The following is a 16,425-nucleotide window of genomic DNA, read 5'->3' on the forward strand; positions in this document are numbered from 1 at the left end:
ACAAAGCGCACCTCTCTTGGGTGACACTTCCCAAATGGCATACCAAGCTGTATGCACATCAATTAGTTTCAAGATGCCATCATTCTTTCGCACCAAAGCTGTGCAAACTCCTGCTCTCTTAGGGAATTACGCACATTTTAGGTGCAGGATAGTGAATAAAGGCTGCCTTATTCTTCCCGGACGAGACGCCTGGCCTACTCTGTGTTTATGGACATGACCTCAATATAGTGGCAGTTGGTTCGGTTATTGCTGCGAACAGCCCGTCATCTGCAGCGCGACCTCTGGTACGCACTCTATTGCAATTATCCGTATTAGGACGACCCATGAAAAAGAAATGGCTGACCCTCTCCGCAATTGCGCTGTGCCTTTCCGCGGGCTCTGCGCTGGCGAAGGACATCAAGGAGATTCGTTTCGGTGTAGACACCACCTATCCTCCTTTCGAATACAAGGCACCGGATGGAAGCTTTGCAGGATTCGATGTAGAACTGGGCAATGCCATTTGTGAAAAGCTGGCGGTGAAATGCCGCTGGATCGTCAGCGACTTCGACGGATTGATCCCAGGCCTGCGGGCACGCAAGTTTGACGGCATCCTGTCCTCGCTGACCGTAACGCCTCAGCGAGCCGAGCAGATCGACTTCACAGACCGCATGTGGTCAGGCAATTCATCCATGATTATGAAGAAGGGTACCAATCTAGAGCCTACGGCCGAGTCACTCAAGGGCAAGGTCGTTGGTGTTCAGCAGGGCACCATTCAGGAAAACTTTGCCAAGACCAAGCTAGCCACTGCCGGCGTGAAGGTACAGAGCTACCAGGACCAGGATCAGGTTTATGCTGACCTGACCTCGGGCCGCATCGATGTATCCATGCAGGACATGTTGCAGGCCGAAGGAGATTTCATGAAATCTCCTCAAGGCAAGGATTATGTCAACCAGTCGATTCGTGACGAGCTGCTGCCTGCCGATACCGCCATTGGCGTACGCAAGGGCAACGACGAAATGAAGGCCCTGCTGAACAAGGGAATCGCGGCCATCCATGCCGACGGCACCTACGAGAAGATTCAGAAAAAGTACTTTGGCGATCTGGATATCTATAACAACAAGTAAGATCCGCCTTAACGTCAGCGCCTCCCGCTTGTGGAGGCGTTGGCATTTCAAGACCTATAAGAACAGCGCGATCAAACATGCCGCAGACTTCGTTCGACACCTTTCTTGAAAACCTGGGGTTGGGCGCCTTCGCACTCCACGGTTACGGTCCTCTACTGCTGGAAGGCACCTGGATGACCATGAAGCTGGCTGTCCTGTCGCTGGTGGTGTCAGTCATCTTGGGCCTGCTCGGCGCCACGGCCAAACTATCCCCCATCAAGGCCTTTCGCCTGCCCGCCGCCCTGTATACCACGCTGATTCGGGGCGTCCCTGATCTTGTGCTCATGCTTCTGATCTTTTACAGCCTGCAGAGCTGGCTGGGTGAGTTCACTGATTACATGGATTGGGACTATATCGAAATTGATCCGCTTTCCGCCGGGGTACTGACCCTAGGTTTCATTTATGGCGCGTACTTCACCGAAACATTTCGTGGGGCGATCCTGGCGGTACCGCGGGGGCAAATCGAGGCCGCTACCGCATATGGCATGACACGTACGCAAACCTTTTTTCGGATTACCTTTCCGCAAATGATGCGCTTTGCCCTGCCTGGCATTGGTAACAATTGGCAGGTGTTGCTCAAGGCCACAGCGCTGGTCTCCATCATCGGCCTGAGCGATATCGTCACCGCGACTCAGGAAGCCGGCAAGACCACCTACAAGATGTTCTACTTCCTGATCCTGGGCGGCGTGATCTATCTGCTGATTACCGCACTGACCAACCAGGTTCTGAACTGGCTGGAACGTCGTTATTCTGCGGGTGTTCGGGAGGCTGTACGATGATCGAAATCCTGCAGGAGTACTGGCGCGCCTTCCTCTGGACGGATGGTTATGGTTTGTCGGGTCTTGCGATGACCCTGTGGTTGCTGACGGCCTCGATCGCCATCGGCTTCGTGGCATCGCTTCCGCTTTCCGTTGCGCGACTATCGCGCCACCGTCTCATTCGCTGGCCGATACAGTTCTATACGTATGTGTTCCGAGGCACTCCGCTCTATCTCCAGCTGCTGATCTGCTATACCGGGATTTACAGCATCGAAGCTGTACGCGCCCAGCCACTGATGAACGAGTTCTTCAGGGATGCACTGAATTGCACCATTCTGGCTTTTGCTCTCAACACCTGCGCCTATACCACCGAGATCTTTGCAGGTGCGATCCGCAATATTCCCCATGGTGAGATCGAGGCAGCCAAGGCCTACGGCCTGACAGGCTGGCGGATGTACATTCACGTCATCATGCCGTCTGCGCTACGCCGCGCCCTTCCCTACTACAGCAACGAAGTCATTCTGATGCTGCATTCCACGACGCTGGCGTTCACGGCTACCGTCCCGGATATTCTCAAGGTCGCTCGTGATGCCAACACTGCGACATTCCTGACCTTTCAATCCTTTGGTATTGCGGCGATTCTGTACCTCATCCTGTCCTTCACGCTCATTGGCCTGTTTCGCCTGGCCGAGCGCCGCTGGTTGGCCTATCTTGGCCCGGCCCGCTGACCCTTCATGCAGGATGCCACGACCCGCAGGGATGCGGGCTGATTCATTAGGAGTTACCTCATGCGTCACGCCACACACGACCTGATTTCTCCGGTGCCCGGCACCGATCGCAAGATCCACAGCTTTCATTTCGGACCGCAGGACAGCGGCCGCAAGATCTACATCCAGTCCTCGCTGCATGCTGACGAACTGCCCGGCATGCTGGTCGCCTGGAAACTCAAGAATCAACTCCGCACACTGGAAGACGCAGGCCGTCTGAAGGCCGAGATTGTGCTGGTTCCGGTTGCCAACCCTATCGGGCAGGATCAGCAGGTCATGGATATTCACCTGGGCCGCTATGAGCTGGAATCCGGGCAGAACTTCAACCGTCGCTTCCTGGACATGACCAGCAAGGTCATTGCTGAAATCGAAGGCACCCTGACCGACGACCCCGCACAAAATCAGGCGTTGGTGCGCAAGGCCTTCAAGGCAACACTTGAGCGTGAGATCGCGAATAATCAGCTGACGTCTCAGCGGCTGGTTCAACAGCGACTGGCCTGTGACGCCGAGATGGTGCTCGACCTGCACTGCGATTTCGATGCGGTAGAGCATCTCTACACCACACCGGAAGCCTGGGATCAGGTAGAGCCCCTGGCCCGTTACCTGGGCTCCAAGGCCAGCCTGCTGGCCACCGACTCTGGCGGTCAGTCATTTGATGAGTGCTTTACGCTTCTGTGGTGGAAGCTGAATCAGCAGTTCGGTGAACGCATTCCCATGGGCAGCTTTTCCGTCACGATCGAGCTGCGGGGCCAAATGGATGTGTCCCATGATCTGGCTGAACAGGATGCCCAAGCCATTCTCGACTACCTGACCCACTATGGCGTCATCTCCGGCGAAGCGCCGGCACTGCCGGAGCTGCCGTTCCCTGCCACGCCACTGGCGGCCGTAGAGCCGATTGATAGCCCTATAGGGGGTGTTCTGGTCCTGATGGCAAAGCCAGGCGATGTAATCGAAGCCGGACAGGTCATCGCCGAGGTGATCGACCCGATTGCCGACCGGGTAGAGCCTATCCGCAGTTCGGTGTCAGGTGTCATGTATGCCTGCGCCAACCGCCGTATGGCCACAGCCGGCATGGCGGTCGCACGCGTGGCAGGCACCGAAGCCTATCGCAGCGGCTACCTACTTTCGCCGTAAGGCTCGTTTCTGGCACACGGCGAGCCCGCGCAGACGGGCCGCCTTGTGGCCGTGCTCCGATGTCTGGAGCACGGCCGTTTGATTGGAACAAGGACTTCATATGTACAAGCTGACCGTCGACGGGCTGCATAAGCGTTACGGCGATATCGAAGTGCTCAAGGGTGTCTCGTTACAGGCCCGGACGGGCGATGTAATCAGCCTGATCGGTGCCAGTGGCTCAGGTAAGAGTACCTTTCTGCGGTGTCTCAACTTTCTCGAAATGCCGGATGCCGGTGTCATGACGCTGGATGGCAATCCCATTCGCCTGGAGCGGCACGGGAATGGGCTGCGCGTAGCGGATCAGGCTCAACTGCAACGCTTGCGCACCCGGCTGGCCATGGTGTTCCAACACTTCAATCTGTGGAGCCATATGACCGTACTGGAAAACATAACCCTGGCACCTCGCCGCGTGCTCGGCTTGGGCAAGCAGGAAGCCGAAGAGCGCGCTCGCGCTTACCTTGACAAGGTAGGTCTTCCTCAACGCGCCGCCGATCAGTATCCGTCGTTTCTCTCAGGCGGCCAGCAGCAGCGTGTAGCCATTGCGCGAGCCCTGGCCATGGAACCGGAAGTCATGCTGTTCGACGAACCCACGTCTGCACTCGATCCAGAATTAGTAGGCGAAGTGCTCAAGGTCATCCAGGCGCTGGCCGAGGAAGGCCGTACCATGCTGATGGTGACGCACGAGATGGGCTTTGCGCGACAGGTGTCCTCACAGGTTGTGTTTTTGCACCAAGGCCGCGTCGAAGAAGCGGGGGCACCCTCTGAGGTACTGGTCAAGCCACAAAGCGAACGCCTAAAGCAGTTCTTGAGCGGCAATCTGAAATAGACCCTATGTCCTTGAGTGGCGGCTTTCTCTCTGCCGCTCAAGGATGTCAAAAAGGGAACCTGCCTACCGCTTGATACTCCGAAGCATAAGCATGACGGAGTCCATCAGTTGCCTGACGATATGATTTCTTCCCCCCGCCTGGGTGCCGCCTGGTTCGCTCAACGTGGCTGGTCGCCCTTCCCTTTTCAGGATGAAGTCTGGCGCGCGGTCGAGCATGGCGAGTCGGGCCTGCTTCATGCGACCACCGGATCCGGCAAAACCTACGCCGCATGGCTCGCGGCACTCAACAGCTTTGCCAAGGATAAACCGCTAACGGCCAAGGGTGAACCCAGCAAACGCAAGCAGGCGGCAGAGCCACTGAGCGTACTGTGGCTGACCCCTATGCGAGCCCTGGCCGCAGACACAAAGCGTGCATTGGAAGCCCCGGTCAATGATCTGGAACTCAACTGGACGGTCGGCCTGCGCACAGGCGATACCAGCAGTGCTGAGCGGGCCCGGCAGAGCCGCCGTCAGCCTACCGCGCTGGTCACCACGCCGGAAAGCCTCTCGTTGATGCTCAGCCGTGAAGACAGCCGCGAGATTTTTTCCAGCCTGCGCATGATCGTGGTTGATGAGTGGCATGAGCTGCTGGGCAACAAACGTGGCACACAAGTCCAGCTGGCCCTTGCACGGCTGCGCCAGTGGAACCCAGCACTGGTGATCTGGGGGTTGTCAGCCACGCTGGGTAATCTTCCCCATGCGCAGGAAGTGCTGTTGGCCGGTCATCCAGGCCGGCTGGTTCAGGGCAAGCTAGCCAAAGACCTTCTGGTAGACACGCTGTTGCCCAAGCGAGGTGTGGAGCGCTTTCCCTGGGCTGGGCACCTGGGAGTACGAATGGTGCCCCACGTTGCAGACGAGATCGAGCACAGCGCAACCACGCTTATATTTACGAACACCCGAGCGCAGGCCGAAATCTGGTATCAGGCACTGCTTGAGGCCCGTCCCGAATGGGCGGGACTGATTGCTCTGCACCATGGTTCTCTGGACCGCGAAGTGCGTGACTGGGTTGAACTGGGACTCAAGGAAGGCAAGCTCCGGGCCGTAATCTGCACCTCCAGCCTGGACCTGGGTGTGGATTTTCTGCCAGTGGAGCGTGTACTACAGGTGGGCTCGCCCAAAGGCGTTGCCCGTCTGCTGCAGCGCGCCGGGCGAAGCGGCCATGCCCCGGGACGTCCCTCCCGCGTCACGCTGGTGCCTACACATAGCCTGGAACTGGTCGAGGCGGCAGCGGCCCAGAAAGCCGTGGCCGCCCGACGAATCGAATCCCGCAGCGCGCCGCCCAAGCCACTGGATGTACTGGTACAACACCTCGTCACCATTGCGTTGGGCGGCGGTTTCGATCCGCAGGCCTTGCTCAAGGAAGTCCGTACAGCCTGGGCTTATCGCGAACTGACGGACGAGGAATGGGCATGGTCCCTGGCCTTTGTTCGTCACGGCGGTCACTCGCTTACGGCCTACCCCGACTACCGCCGTGTAGAGCCGGATGAGCATGGTATCTGGCGCGTACCGGACCGCCAACTGGCCCGCCGGCATCGCATGGGTATTGGCACCATTGTCAGCGAGTCGGCCCTACGGGTGCAGTTCTGGACCAAAGGCGGTGGTGGCGGCAAGTTGGGCAGTATTGAGGAAGGTTTTATCGCCCGCCTGAAAGCCGGTGATCACTTCCTGTTCGCTGGCCGCGTGCTGGAACTAGTACGTGTGGAAAACATGACTGTCTATGTACGACGGGCCAGCAGCAAGAAAGCGGCCATTCCACGGTGGAGCGGAATGCGTATGCCGTTGTCGGATGAGATGGCCGAAGCCGTCATTGATGAGCTTACCGAGGCGGATCAGGCGCGGTTCGCTTCTCCCGAAATGCAACTGGTCAAACCGCTGCTGGAGGTCCAGAAGCAGTGGTCTGCCCTGCCGACCCGCAATCATTTGTTGGGGGAAACGATGAAATCCCGAGAGGGCTGGCACCTGTTTCTCTATCCGTTTGCAGGACGACATGCACACCTGGGCTTGGCGAGCCTTCTGGCCTGGCGCATCGCCCAGAAACGACCGATCAGCTTTTCCATTGCCATCAATGATTACGGCTTTGAGCTGCTGTCGCCTAGCAAGGTGAACTGGGAAGAGGAGCTGAACGCCGAGCTGTTTTCCACCGCGACGCTTCTTGCCGATGTCATTGCCAGTCTGAACGCCAGTGAACTGGCGCAGCGACGGTTCCGCGAAATCGCCCGCATCTCAGGGCTTATCTTTACCGGCTACCCGGGCGCGCAAAAAAGTACCCGGCAGCTACAGGCCAGCAGCAGTCTTTTTTTCCAGGTGTTCCAGCAATACGACCCTGAGAACTTGCTGATTACCCAGGCTGAGCAGGAAGTACTGCGCCAGGAGTTGGATGTACGAAGGCTGGAAAAAGCCCTGAATCGCATGCAGGCACTTGAACTTAACCTGCACGCCATTGAGCGGCCTACTCCCTTCAGCTTTCCGCTTCTGGTCGAGCGTTATCGCGAAAGCATGAGTTCAGAGAAACTGGCGGACCGGATTGCACGTATGGTTCAAGACCTGGAAAATGCCGCCGGACCCGGTGATTACGAGCTGCCCGGCGAAGGAAATGACTTCATGGGATTAGGTGCAGGAGAGTCAGACCTGCCCGCTCGCCGCAAGGGACGTGCTCCGCGTCAGACCAAAACCGGGCTTCCTCGTACAAAACAGCAAAAGACTGTGTAGCAATTCACGCTTTATCAGCATAGAGGATGAGTGCAATATCACACAATTAATTGGCGCGGTAAAATTGACAACTGCTTCATAAGTAGTTGATATGAAAAATCTTTTTAGTGCCTTACTGCTATTGTTGTCGGCCAAGGCGCGTGTGCCCGAATGGCAGGAAAGTCCCACGTTGGCTCAGTTATTCAAGCGAGCCAACCTCAAGGGTACATTCGTGCTTTACGATGTCTCGGCAGATACGTTTACCGGGTATGACCGGACACGTGCAGACACCCGTTTTGTTCCCGATTCCACCTTCAAGATCGTCAACAGCCTGATCGGTCTTTCCACCGCAACCATTCGTAACGTGAGTGAGGTACTGCCCTATGGAGGGCAGCCGCAGCCCTTTCCTGAATGGCAGCGTGACCTGGGGCTACGTGATGCAATCAAGGTCTCCAGCGTACCGGTTTATCAGGAGCTTGCACGACGTATCGGCCTTGAACGCATGCAGGACTTTGTGCGCAGGCTCGAATACGGCAATGCGCAGGTAGGCGACAGTGTGGACGATTTCTGGCTGGCCGGACCGCTCAAGATCAGCGCCCTGGAGCAGGTACGCTTTTTGGCACGCCTGGCGCAGGAGCGCTTGCCTCTGCCCGAAACCGTACAGGCAACGGTACGCGACCTGATTTGTCTGGAGCAGGGAAAAGACTGGACGCTGTACGGTAAAACCGGTTGGGTTCAGAACCAAGACCCTGACCTTGGCTGGTGGGTCGGCTGGATTGAAAAACAGGGGCTGGTCTATACCTTTGCGCTCAATATCGACATGCCCAACCCTCAGGAACGGCACTTGCGCATTGATCTGGGTATGGATTGCCTCAGATCGCTGGGCATCCTGTAGACGCCGGGCAGCCTGTTGTCTGCCCAGGCTACGTTCCCAGGAACGAGGCTGTTAAAGTGGCAGGCTTTCCGCTGTTCTTGCATGTGCATGCGTACCCATATTCCCGTATCCCTTGCCGGCACTGAGGTGTGGTTGCTGGCTGACAAGGCCGTCTACTGGCCCGAGCAGAAGGCGCTGCTGATTGCCGATATCCATTTTGGCAAGGCAGCTGCCTTTCGTGCCCTTGGGCAGCCAGTACCCCATGGCACCACCGCTACCAACCTGGCTCGCCTGGATGCACTGCTGGAAGCCTACCCGACCGAGCACCTGTACTTTCTTGGCGACTTCCTGCATGCACCGGAATCCCATGCTCCGACCACACTCAATGCGTTGGCGCGATGGCGTAACGCAAACCCATCGCTGCTCATCACCCTGATTCGGGGTAATCATGATCTACGTGCTGGGGACCCGCCCGCCTCGCTCAAGATCAACGTAGTGCCCGAGCCGCTCTTGATTGGTCCATTGGCGTTACAGCATGAGCCGGAATCGCACCCCAGTCACGTTGTGCTGGCGGGCCATATCCATCCGGCGTTCAGTCTGAGCGGCCGGGGACGCCAGCGTCTGCGCCTGCCCTGCTTCTGTCTGGATAATGATGTGCTGTTGCTGCCGGCCTTTGGTGACTTTACCGGCGGATGGGAGATCAAGGCCTTGCCGGGCCGAAGGATCTTTGTGGTAGGCGATGGTGGGATCTGGCCATTGGGCTGATCCTGGGAACGCTGCTACTGCAGCGTTCAACAGAGGTTCTTCAATCCATTTGGGCAATGCCAGAAATCATGATGCCGTAACGTTCCAGCAGCGCTACCGTGGGGGCCTCATAGTCCTGGGGCAAATCGGAACTGTCATAACTGTCGAGCGCCTGGTCCCGTACCAGTTGAGCGGCTTGCTCCATATCCGGTTTCTGTTCGGCTTCAGTTTCCACGACGGACGTGTTGCCATCATTGTTGGTATAGGTAATTTTCCACTTTGGCATCGCGCAAACTCCAGTAGCTTACTGAACTGTATCTTTAGACGCCGGATTGCGCCGCAGTTCTCTACAAAGCGCCTTTACCTGATGGGCTGCCCGAACAGCGCGTCCAGCATATGATCCAGCCCACCCCCCGTCAGCCCCATGCCTGCCAGCGACTTACGCGCTGTGTCCAGATGGTTCTCGAGCTGCGCCTGTACCGACTCGCGGCCCAGCAGCGCAACCAGCGTGGACTTGCCGTCATCCTGATGGGCATCTTTTCCCAGGCCATGGCCGTCCTGCAGGTCATCAAGCAGTTGGAAAGCCAGCCCCAATTCGGTAGCAAAACGATGCATTCCCTCCCGGACCGACGGCTTGGCACTGACGGCCAGAGTCGTCATGTCCAGCGCTGTCGTGAACAGGAGTCCGGTCTTGAGGTGATTGGTACTGTTAATAGCCTCCGCGCTGCGGCTTTTGGCTCCTTCGCGCAGGTCACGGTACTGCCCCCGCACCAGCCCTTGCGAGCCTACAGCGGATGTCAGCATGCACACCATCTGATTACGCAGGACAGGCGCAACACCTGATGTACTGGCGACGACGCAAAAGGCATGGCTGAGCAGCGCTACTGCTCCCAGAACGGCGACATCCTCACCAAACTGCACATGAATGGTAGGCCGACCGCGTCTGAGCGTGGCGTTATCCATGCACGGCATATCGTCCAGAAACAGCGAGGCGGCATGCACCATCTCGACCGCGCAGCCCAGATCCAGAATAGCCGGCGAAAAGGCATCCAGATCCCGGGAAGCCAACAGCATGAGCAATGGCCGTATACGCTTGCCGGGCGCCAGTGCACCCTCACGCATGGCGGCTGCGATCAGATCATCATTCTCGACAGGCGGAAGCAGCTCCTCTAGTCGGGTATCGATACGGGCACGCTCTGTTACAAGCTCGAAAGCGCATTCCTTCGGAAGTTTTGGCACTAATACCGTTGCCATGAGTCGAGATACTCCAGCACATGTAAGCGAGCCGACGAATGGTCGACACCAGCGACTCAACAATTTCCCTGATCCGATCTTGCAGATCAGAGCCGCTTGACGTACTCATGACCACAATAGCCGACGAAAGGTCGATGGCAACAGGAAAAAGGTAACTCATGGTTGATTGGGAATTGGCAAGTCGCAAGAACGATCACTTGGATATCGTCCTTGATCCTGCACGTGCCTTGAGCAGTATCACGACTGGGTTTGAGCAGATTCAATTCCAGCACTGTGCCCTGCCAGAGCTGCACCTGAACCAGATCGATCTTGCCACCACGCTGCTGGGCAAGCCGCTCAAGGCGCCTGTTCTCATCAGTTCCATGACAGGCGGGCCGGAACGTGCACAGACCATCAACCGGCACCTTGCCGAAGCGGCGGAAACGCTAGGCCTGGCGCTGGCAGTAGGCTCGCAGCGCATTGCCCTGCAGAACGGTGGGGACAAGGGACTGACCGGTCAATTGCGGCAACTGGCTCCGTCCATTCCCCTTCTCGCCAATATTGGCGCAGCTCAATTAGTGGCGGGTTATGGCGTGACCGAGGCCCGTCGGGCAGTCGACATGATCCAGGCCGACGCCTTGATCATTCACCTCAACCCACTCCAGGAGGCGGTACAGTCCGGCGGCGATCGCAACTGGCAAGGCGTCCTGGCTGCCATCGAACATCTGGTAACACATTTGGGCGTTCCGATCGTCATCAAGGAAGTAGGCGCAGGCATTTCTGCTGATGTCGCCCAGCAACTGACAGAGGTGGGTGTCGCCGTGATCGACATAGCCGGCGCAGGAGGAACCAGCTGGGCAGCGGTCGAAGCCGAGCGTGCCCATAACGACCTTGATCGTCAGGTTGCTCAGGCCTTCATCAACTGGGGCATTCCAACCGCCCAGGCGATTGCTCAGGTCCGTGAGCAATGCCCGGACATTCCACTCATTGCCTCGGGCGGTATCCGCAACGGCGTCGATGCGGCCAAAGCCATTCGCCTGGGCGCCGATGTGGTCGGTCAGGCTGCCGCCGTGCTGCATAGCGCAACCCTGTCTCCAGAAGCCGTTCTGAACCATTTCGAAGTCATGATCCGGCAACTGAAGGTAGCCTGCTTCTGCACCGGCTCGGCAAATCTGGCCGAGCTGCGCAAGGCCCGCCTGTTAAGACCCGTTTCGCTCGCGGAGACCTGAATGCCTCATTTCGCCCTCATCGCCCCTGCATTTTCTAGCCATCTTCGCGCAATGGAAGCGATTGCCGAAACCCTGGTGGCGCGAGGGCACACGGTCAGCCTGCTCCATCAGGCGGATGTCGGCGAGCGGCTTCGTAGCAACGCCATCCGCTTTCACCCGATAGGCCTTGAGTCTCATCCGCCTGGCTCGCTGGACGCCATGATTCGCCGGGCCGGTAATCCAGGCGGCCCGCTTGGGCTGATGCGCGTTATTCATGATATGGCTCGCAGCACCGAGTTGTTTTGCCGCGAGGCACCGAAGGTATTGCGTGACCTGGCCGTTGATGCCGTAATTTCCGATCAGATGGAAGCCGCTGGGGGGCTTATAGCCGAGCATTTGCGCCTGCCCTACGTCTCGGTAGCCTGTGCCTTGCCGGTCAACCGGGACCCGCTTGTGCCTCTTCCCGTCATGCCATGGGGATACGACACATCGCCACGAGGCCGCCATCTCAATCAGGGCAGTGCCCAGGTCTATGACCTCCTGATGCATGAGCATGCCCGTGTCATCCAGCGATACGCAAAAACCTTTGGTCTTGAGCCTCGGTCAACATTGGCCGACTGCCTGTCGCCTTACGCTCAAATCAGCCAGTGCGTACCGGGATTCGATTTTCCCCGTACCGAGCTACCAGCCAACTTTCACGAAGTCGGCCCGCTACGCCTGCCCGCAACGCAAGACCCTGCCCTGAGCTATCCGATCCGCACCGACAAACCGTTTGTGTTCGCATCGCTAGGGACATTGCAAGGCGGACGTTTCACCTTGTTCGAACGGATCGCACGCGCCTGTAAAATGCTTGATGTGCAATTACTCATCGCCCACTGCGGTGGCCTCAACCTGCAGCAATGCGATGCCTTGAGGCGGGCTGGCGCCCACTGGGTTACAGACTTTGCACCGCAGCGAGCCACGTTGGCGCGGGCCGATGCGGTCATTACCCATGCCGGTCTCAACACTGTGCTCGACGCACTGGAAGCAGGAACGCCCATGCTGGCGTTGCCAATTGCCTTCGATCAACCCGGCGTGGCTGCACGCATCGAGCATGCCGGCGTCGGCCTTCGCCTGAGCCCTAAGCGACTGACCTCCGGCAAATTGGCCCTCGCTCTGCAACGCCTTCTGACCGAACCGCATTTTCGTTGGAAAGCCCAGGCCTTTCAGCCTCGGGTTCAGGCAGCTGGCGGCGTACAAAAAGCCGCTGACCTTATTGAGGACGTACTCAGCAAGGTTGCCCTCGAGAGACCCGCATGAATACCTATGACCTGATCCTGGCGGGAGGTGGACTGGCCAACGGGCTGATTGCCCTGAAACTGAGCCAGACACGTCCAGAGCTCCGCATCCTGCTCATTGAGCAAGGCGACCGACTGGGCGGTAATCACACCTGGTCCTTTCATGAGCCGGACCTGACAACGGAGCAGCTCGCCTGGATCGAGCCGCTGGTAGCCCATCGCTGGGCGGAGTATCAGGTATTTTTTCCTGGGCTTGAGCGGACACTGAGCAGTGGTTACGCCTCTATCAGCGCCGAGCGCTTTCATGACGTTCTGATGGAGTGCCTGGGTGATTCGGTACGTCTGAACGCTACGGTCAGCGCGCTTGGCCCCACAGAGGTCAGGTTTGCCAACGGCGAAGCGTTTCAGGCGGCTGCAGTTCTGGATGGCCGGGGTCATCGCCCCAGCCCGCACATGGGATTGGGTTTTCAAAAGTTTCTGGGCCAGGAGTTACAGCTCGCTCAGCCCCACGGGCTTTCCGGTCCAATCATCATGGATGCCACCGTTCCACAAACGGAGGGTTACCGTTTCATCTACGTCCTGCCGCTTACTCAGGACCGGGTTCTGATCGAAGACACCTACTATGCTGATGGGCAGAACCTTGACCCTGATCGGTTGCGTGACCATATTGCCCGCTACGCCGCGGATCACGGCTGGACGATTCAATCCCTGATCAGGGAAGAGCATGGCGTGCTCCCCATTACGCTGAGCGGTGACATAGATGCGTTCTGGGCTGAAGCGGGAGATATCCCGCCCACTGGCCTCGCCGCCGGCCTCTTCCATGCCACCACAGGATACTCATTACCTGAGGCGGTACGACTGGCGGAACTTATTGCCGGCTGCCCCCGTCTGGATACCTCTACCCTTGTTGATACGGTTCGCCGGCATGCGCTGCAACGCTGGCGAACCTATGGATTTTTCCGCCTGCTCAACCGCATGCTATTTCTGGCCGGCAAGCCTGAGCATCGCTATCGAGTGATGCGTCGCTTTTACGGTCTTCCGGAACCCTTGATCCAGCGTTTCTATGCCGGACAGTTGAAGCCCAGCGATAAGCTGCGCATTCTGACAGGCAAGCCACCGGTTCCATTACGCGAGGCACTGACGGCGGCACTGGCCAGCCGCACCGGTCAAACAGGCGGACCGATTAAGGACATCTCATGAATACAGACGTCGTTTCCAATTCCAGGCAGGCTGTTGTCGTTGGTGCCGGTTTTGGCGGACTGGCCCTGGCCATACGCCTGCAGGCCTCCGGGATTCATACCACACTGCTCGAAAAGCGAGACAAGCCCGGCGGGCGCGCCTACGTCTATGAGGATGAAGGCTTTACCTTCGATGCCGGCCCCACCGTCATTACCGATCCCTCGGCTCTGGAAGAGCTCTTTACTGTGGCAGGGCGCAAGCTGTCGGACTATGTCGAACTGCTGCCCGTCGATCCGTTCTACCAGTTGTGCTGGGAAGACGGCACCCGCTTCGACTATGTCAACGATCAAGCCACGCTCGATGCCCAGATCAAGTCACTCGACCCCGCTGACGTCGAGGGCTACCAGCGCTTTTTGGCCTACTCCCGCGCAGTCTATGAAGAGGGTTATGTAAAACTGGGTAGCGTGCCGTTCCTGAGCTTTCGCGACATGGTTCGTGCCGGGCCGCAGCTACTGAAGCTTCAAGCCTGGCGCAGTGTGTACGATCAGGTCTCCAAATTCGTTCGCAACGACAAGCTTCGTCAGGCACTCTCCTTTCATACGCTGCTGGTCGGTGGTAACCCGTTCGCTACCTCGTCCATCTATGCGTTGATTCATGCTCTGGAGCGCCAGGGTGGCGTGTGGTTCCCCCGTGGCGGTACAGGCGCCCTGGTTCAGGGGCTGGTCAAGCTATTCCAGGATATGGGCGGCACACTAGAACTTAATGCGCCTGTCGAGCGTATTCTGGTCGACAGTTGTCGTGTAACAGGTGTCATTACCGCCCAAGGCAAGCAGATCAAAACCGACCTGGTTGCATCCAATGCCGACGTGATCCACACGTACAAGAAGATGCTGGGTCACCATGTGCACGGTATCGTCGAGGCGAACCGTCTCAAGAAGAAGCGTCACAGCATGTCGCTGTTCGTGGTGTATTTTGGCCTGCGCCAGCGCCCTGAAGAACAGAATCTTCAACACCATACGATCTGTTTTGGTAACCGTTATCAGGGTCTGATCGAGGAGCTATTTTCCGGCCCCGGCGTTCCTGAAGATTTCTCACTCTACCTGCACTCCCCGTGCGTGACCGACCCCTCCCTGGCACCAGAGGGCTGCAGTGCTCACTATGTGCTGTCGCCTGTCCCGCACCTAGGCAATGCACCGGTAGACTGGTCGGTTGAGGGCCCGAAGTACCGGGACCGAATTCTGGCCTACCTGGAAAAGCATTACATTCCAAACCTGAATCGCGATCTGGTCACCAGCCGAATTTTTACACCCGAGGATTTCCGCACCGAACTCAATGCGTATGTCGGTTCAGCCTTCTCCCTGGAGCCAATCCTGACCCAGAGCGCCTGGTTCCGGCCGCATAACCGAGACGCCGCTATTCCCAACCTTTATCTGGTGGGTGCCGGCACCCACCCGGGAGCAGGCATTCCTGGTGTAGTCGGCTCGGCCAAAGCGACCGCAAGCGTGATTCTGGGGGACCTTGGAGCAGCCATATGAATACGGCAGTCGTCGAACACGCAACGCAGTCCATCAATGTCGGCTCCAAGAGCTTTGCCGCTGCGGCCAAACTGTTCGACGAACAAACCCGTCAAAGCGCTGTGATGCTTTACGCCTGGTGCCGCCATTGTGACGATGTGGTGGACGGCCAGGACCACGGTCATGGGCAGGTTGAAGGCGACCGGACGGCAAGCGAAGCCCGTCTCTACGAACTTGAAGATCTGACGCGCCGCGCCTATGCAGGCGAGCCCATGAGCGAACCGGCTTTTGCCGCCTTCCAGCAGGTCATCCAGCGCCATGCCATTCCCGAGCGCTATCCTCTTGAGCATCTGGCGGGTTTCCGCATGGATGTTGAAGAGCGGGTCTACTACCGCCTCGACGATACCCTCCAATACTGCTACCACGTCGCCGGAGTAGTAGGCGTCATGATGGCAATGCTCATGGGTGCGCGCGACGAAGACACGCTCGACCGAGCCTGTGATTTAGGCATGGCGTTTCAGCTGACCAATATCGCACGGGACATTGTAGAAGACGCCCGCATAGGCCGAATCTACCTTCCTAGGGAATGGCTCGATGAGGCTGGCATTCCTGTCGCCGAACTGGCTGATCCCGCGCATCGTGTCCGCCTGGCCACCCTGGCGCAGCGTCTGGTCGCGCTGGCTGAACCCTACTATGACTCAGCCGCTACCGGTATTGCCGACCTGCCTCTGCGCTCAGCCTGGTCGATTGCGACCGCTCGCGCCGTTTATCGGGAAATTGGTCTGAAAGTTAACGCACGAGGCCCTAGCGCCTGGGACAGTCGGGTATCAACCAGCACCGTTGATAAGCTTCGCCTGGTGATAAGAGGCGCCCTACGTGCACTGGCTTCACGGGCGGGCCGCTCTAGTCCGCGCCCCGCCGATCTATGGACCCGTCCGCGGTAGGTGAACGCACCGGGCGGTAGTGTCTCGTTACGAAATGAAGACTTGCGTCTTTTGCTGAA

At 58.2% G+C, this 16,425-nt stretch carries 15 protein-coding genes; 13 read left to right on the forward strand and 2 right to left on the reverse strand.

Going from position 1 to position 16,425, the window contains the following annotated elements:
- Positions 1 to 323 precede the first annotated feature (323 nt).
- From AC4LF3_RS13035 to pdeM, 8 genes are all read left to right on the forward strand, one after another.
- The gene (locus AC4LF3_RS13035) at positions 324 to 1,103 is read left to right on the forward strand and encodes a transporter substrate-binding domain-containing protein (protein WP_491835437.1); all 780 of its coding nucleotides are present in this window, start codon (positions 324 to 326) and stop codon (positions 1,101 to 1,103) included.
- A gap of 77 nt (positions 1,104 to 1,180) precedes the next feature.
- On the forward strand, positions 1,181 to 1,921 hold the full coding sequence (locus AC4LF3_RS13040; RefSeq protein WP_010795008.1) for an ABC transporter permease: 741 nt from the start codon (positions 1,181 to 1,183) through the stop codon (positions 1,919 to 1,921).
- The gene (locus AC4LF3_RS13045) at positions 1,918 to 2,628 is read left to right on the forward strand and encodes an ABC transporter permease (RefSeq protein WP_491835438.1); all 711 of its coding nucleotides are present in this window, start codon (positions 1,918 to 1,920) and stop codon (positions 2,626 to 2,628) included. The genes AC4LF3_RS13040 and AC4LF3_RS13045 overlap by 4 nt, the downstream gene beginning before the upstream one ends.
- Before the next feature lie 60 nt (positions 2,629 to 2,688).
- On the forward strand, positions 2,689 to 3,801 hold the full coding sequence (locus tag AC4LF3_RS13050) for a succinylglutamate desuccinylase/aspartoacylase family protein (RefSeq protein WP_491835439.1): 1,113 nt from the start codon (positions 2,689 to 2,691) through the stop codon (positions 3,799 to 3,801).
- 100 nt (positions 3,802 to 3,901) lie between these two features.
- Complete coding sequence (locus AC4LF3_RS13055) at positions 3,902 to 4,666, forward strand: ABC transporter ATP-binding protein (protein WP_491835440.1); 765 nt, start codon at positions 3,902 to 3,904, stop codon at positions 4,664 to 4,666.
- 120 nt (positions 4,667 to 4,786) lie between these two features.
- Positions 4,787 to 7,414 carry a ligase-associated DNA damage response DEXH box helicase gene (locus AC4LF3_RS13060; protein WP_491835441.1) on the forward strand — a complete coding sequence of 876 codons (2,628 nt, stop codon included), beginning with the start codon at positions 4,787 to 4,789 and terminating at the stop codon, positions 7,412 to 7,414.
- A gap of 91 nt (positions 7,415 to 7,505) precedes the next feature.
- Positions 7,506 to 8,288, forward strand: a complete 783-nt coding sequence (gene blaOXA, locus AC4LF3_RS13065; protein WP_491835442.1) for a class D beta-lactamase — start codon at positions 7,506 to 7,508, stop codon at positions 8,286 to 8,288.
- Between the two features lie 87 nt (positions 8,289 to 8,375).
- A complete protein-coding gene (gene pdeM / locus AC4LF3_RS13070; RefSeq protein WP_312271024.1) occupies positions 8,376 to 9,032 on the forward strand; it encodes a ligase-associated DNA damage response endonuclease PdeM in 657 nt (218 codons plus the stop codon).
- Positions 9,033 to 9,072: 40 nt separating this feature from the next.
- Here the strand turns inward: pdeM and AC4LF3_RS13075 are convergent, their stop codons facing one another.
- Both AC4LF3_RS13075 and AC4LF3_RS13080 read right to left on the reverse strand, forming a co-directional pair.
- The gene (locus AC4LF3_RS13075; RefSeq protein ID WP_010795015.1) at positions 9,073 to 9,297 is read right to left on the reverse strand and encodes a hypothetical protein; all 225 of its coding nucleotides are present in this window, start codon (positions 9,295 to 9,297) and stop codon (positions 9,073 to 9,075) included.
- 74 nt (positions 9,298 to 9,371) lie between these two features.
- Positions 9,372 to 10,265 carry a polyprenyl synthetase family protein gene (locus tag AC4LF3_RS13080; RefSeq protein ID WP_010795016.1) on the reverse strand — a complete coding sequence of 298 codons (894 nt, stop codon included), beginning with the start codon at positions 10,263 to 10,265 and terminating at the stop codon, positions 9,372 to 9,374.
- 158 nt (positions 10,266 to 10,423) lie between these two features.
- On the opposite strand from AC4LF3_RS13080, the gene fni reads away from it, so the two are divergent.
- Genes fni through crtB form a run of 5 tightly spaced genes read left to right on the forward strand, consistent with a single transcriptional unit; the run spans position 10,424 to position 16,366 of the window.
- A complete protein-coding gene (fni, locus tag AC4LF3_RS13085; protein WP_150347006.1) occupies positions 10,424 to 11,473 on the forward strand; it encodes a type 2 isopentenyl-diphosphate Delta-isomerase in 1,050 nt (349 codons plus the stop codon).
- Positions 11,474 to 12,751 (forward strand): glycosyltransferase, encoded by a 1,278-nt coding sequence (locus tag AC4LF3_RS13090; protein WP_197872308.1) that lies wholly within the window; start codon positions 11,474 to 11,476, stop codon positions 12,749 to 12,751.
- Positions 12,748 to 13,929, forward strand: coding sequence for a lycopene beta-cyclase CrtY (crtY, locus tag AC4LF3_RS13095; protein WP_197872309.1), 1,182 nt, complete (start codon positions 12,748 to 12,750; stop codon positions 13,927 to 13,929). The genes AC4LF3_RS13090 and crtY overlap by 4 nt, the downstream gene beginning before the upstream one ends.
- Entirely contained in the window at positions 13,926 to 15,443 is a 1,518-nt protein-coding gene (locus AC4LF3_RS13100) for a phytoene desaturase (RefSeq protein ID WP_491835443.1), read from the forward strand. Before crtY ends, AC4LF3_RS13100 begins: the two co-directional genes overlap by 4 nt.
- Positions 15,440 to 16,366 carry a 15-cis-phytoene synthase CrtB gene (gene crtB, locus AC4LF3_RS13105; RefSeq protein ID WP_312601394.1) on the forward strand — a complete coding sequence of 309 codons (927 nt, stop codon included), beginning with the start codon at positions 15,440 to 15,442 and terminating at the stop codon, positions 16,364 to 16,366. The genes AC4LF3_RS13100 and crtB overlap by 4 nt, the downstream gene beginning before the upstream one ends.
- Positions 16,367 to 16,425: the final 59 nt, after the last annotated feature.

The organism is Pseudomonas sp. C2.3V (assembly GCF_058536325.1).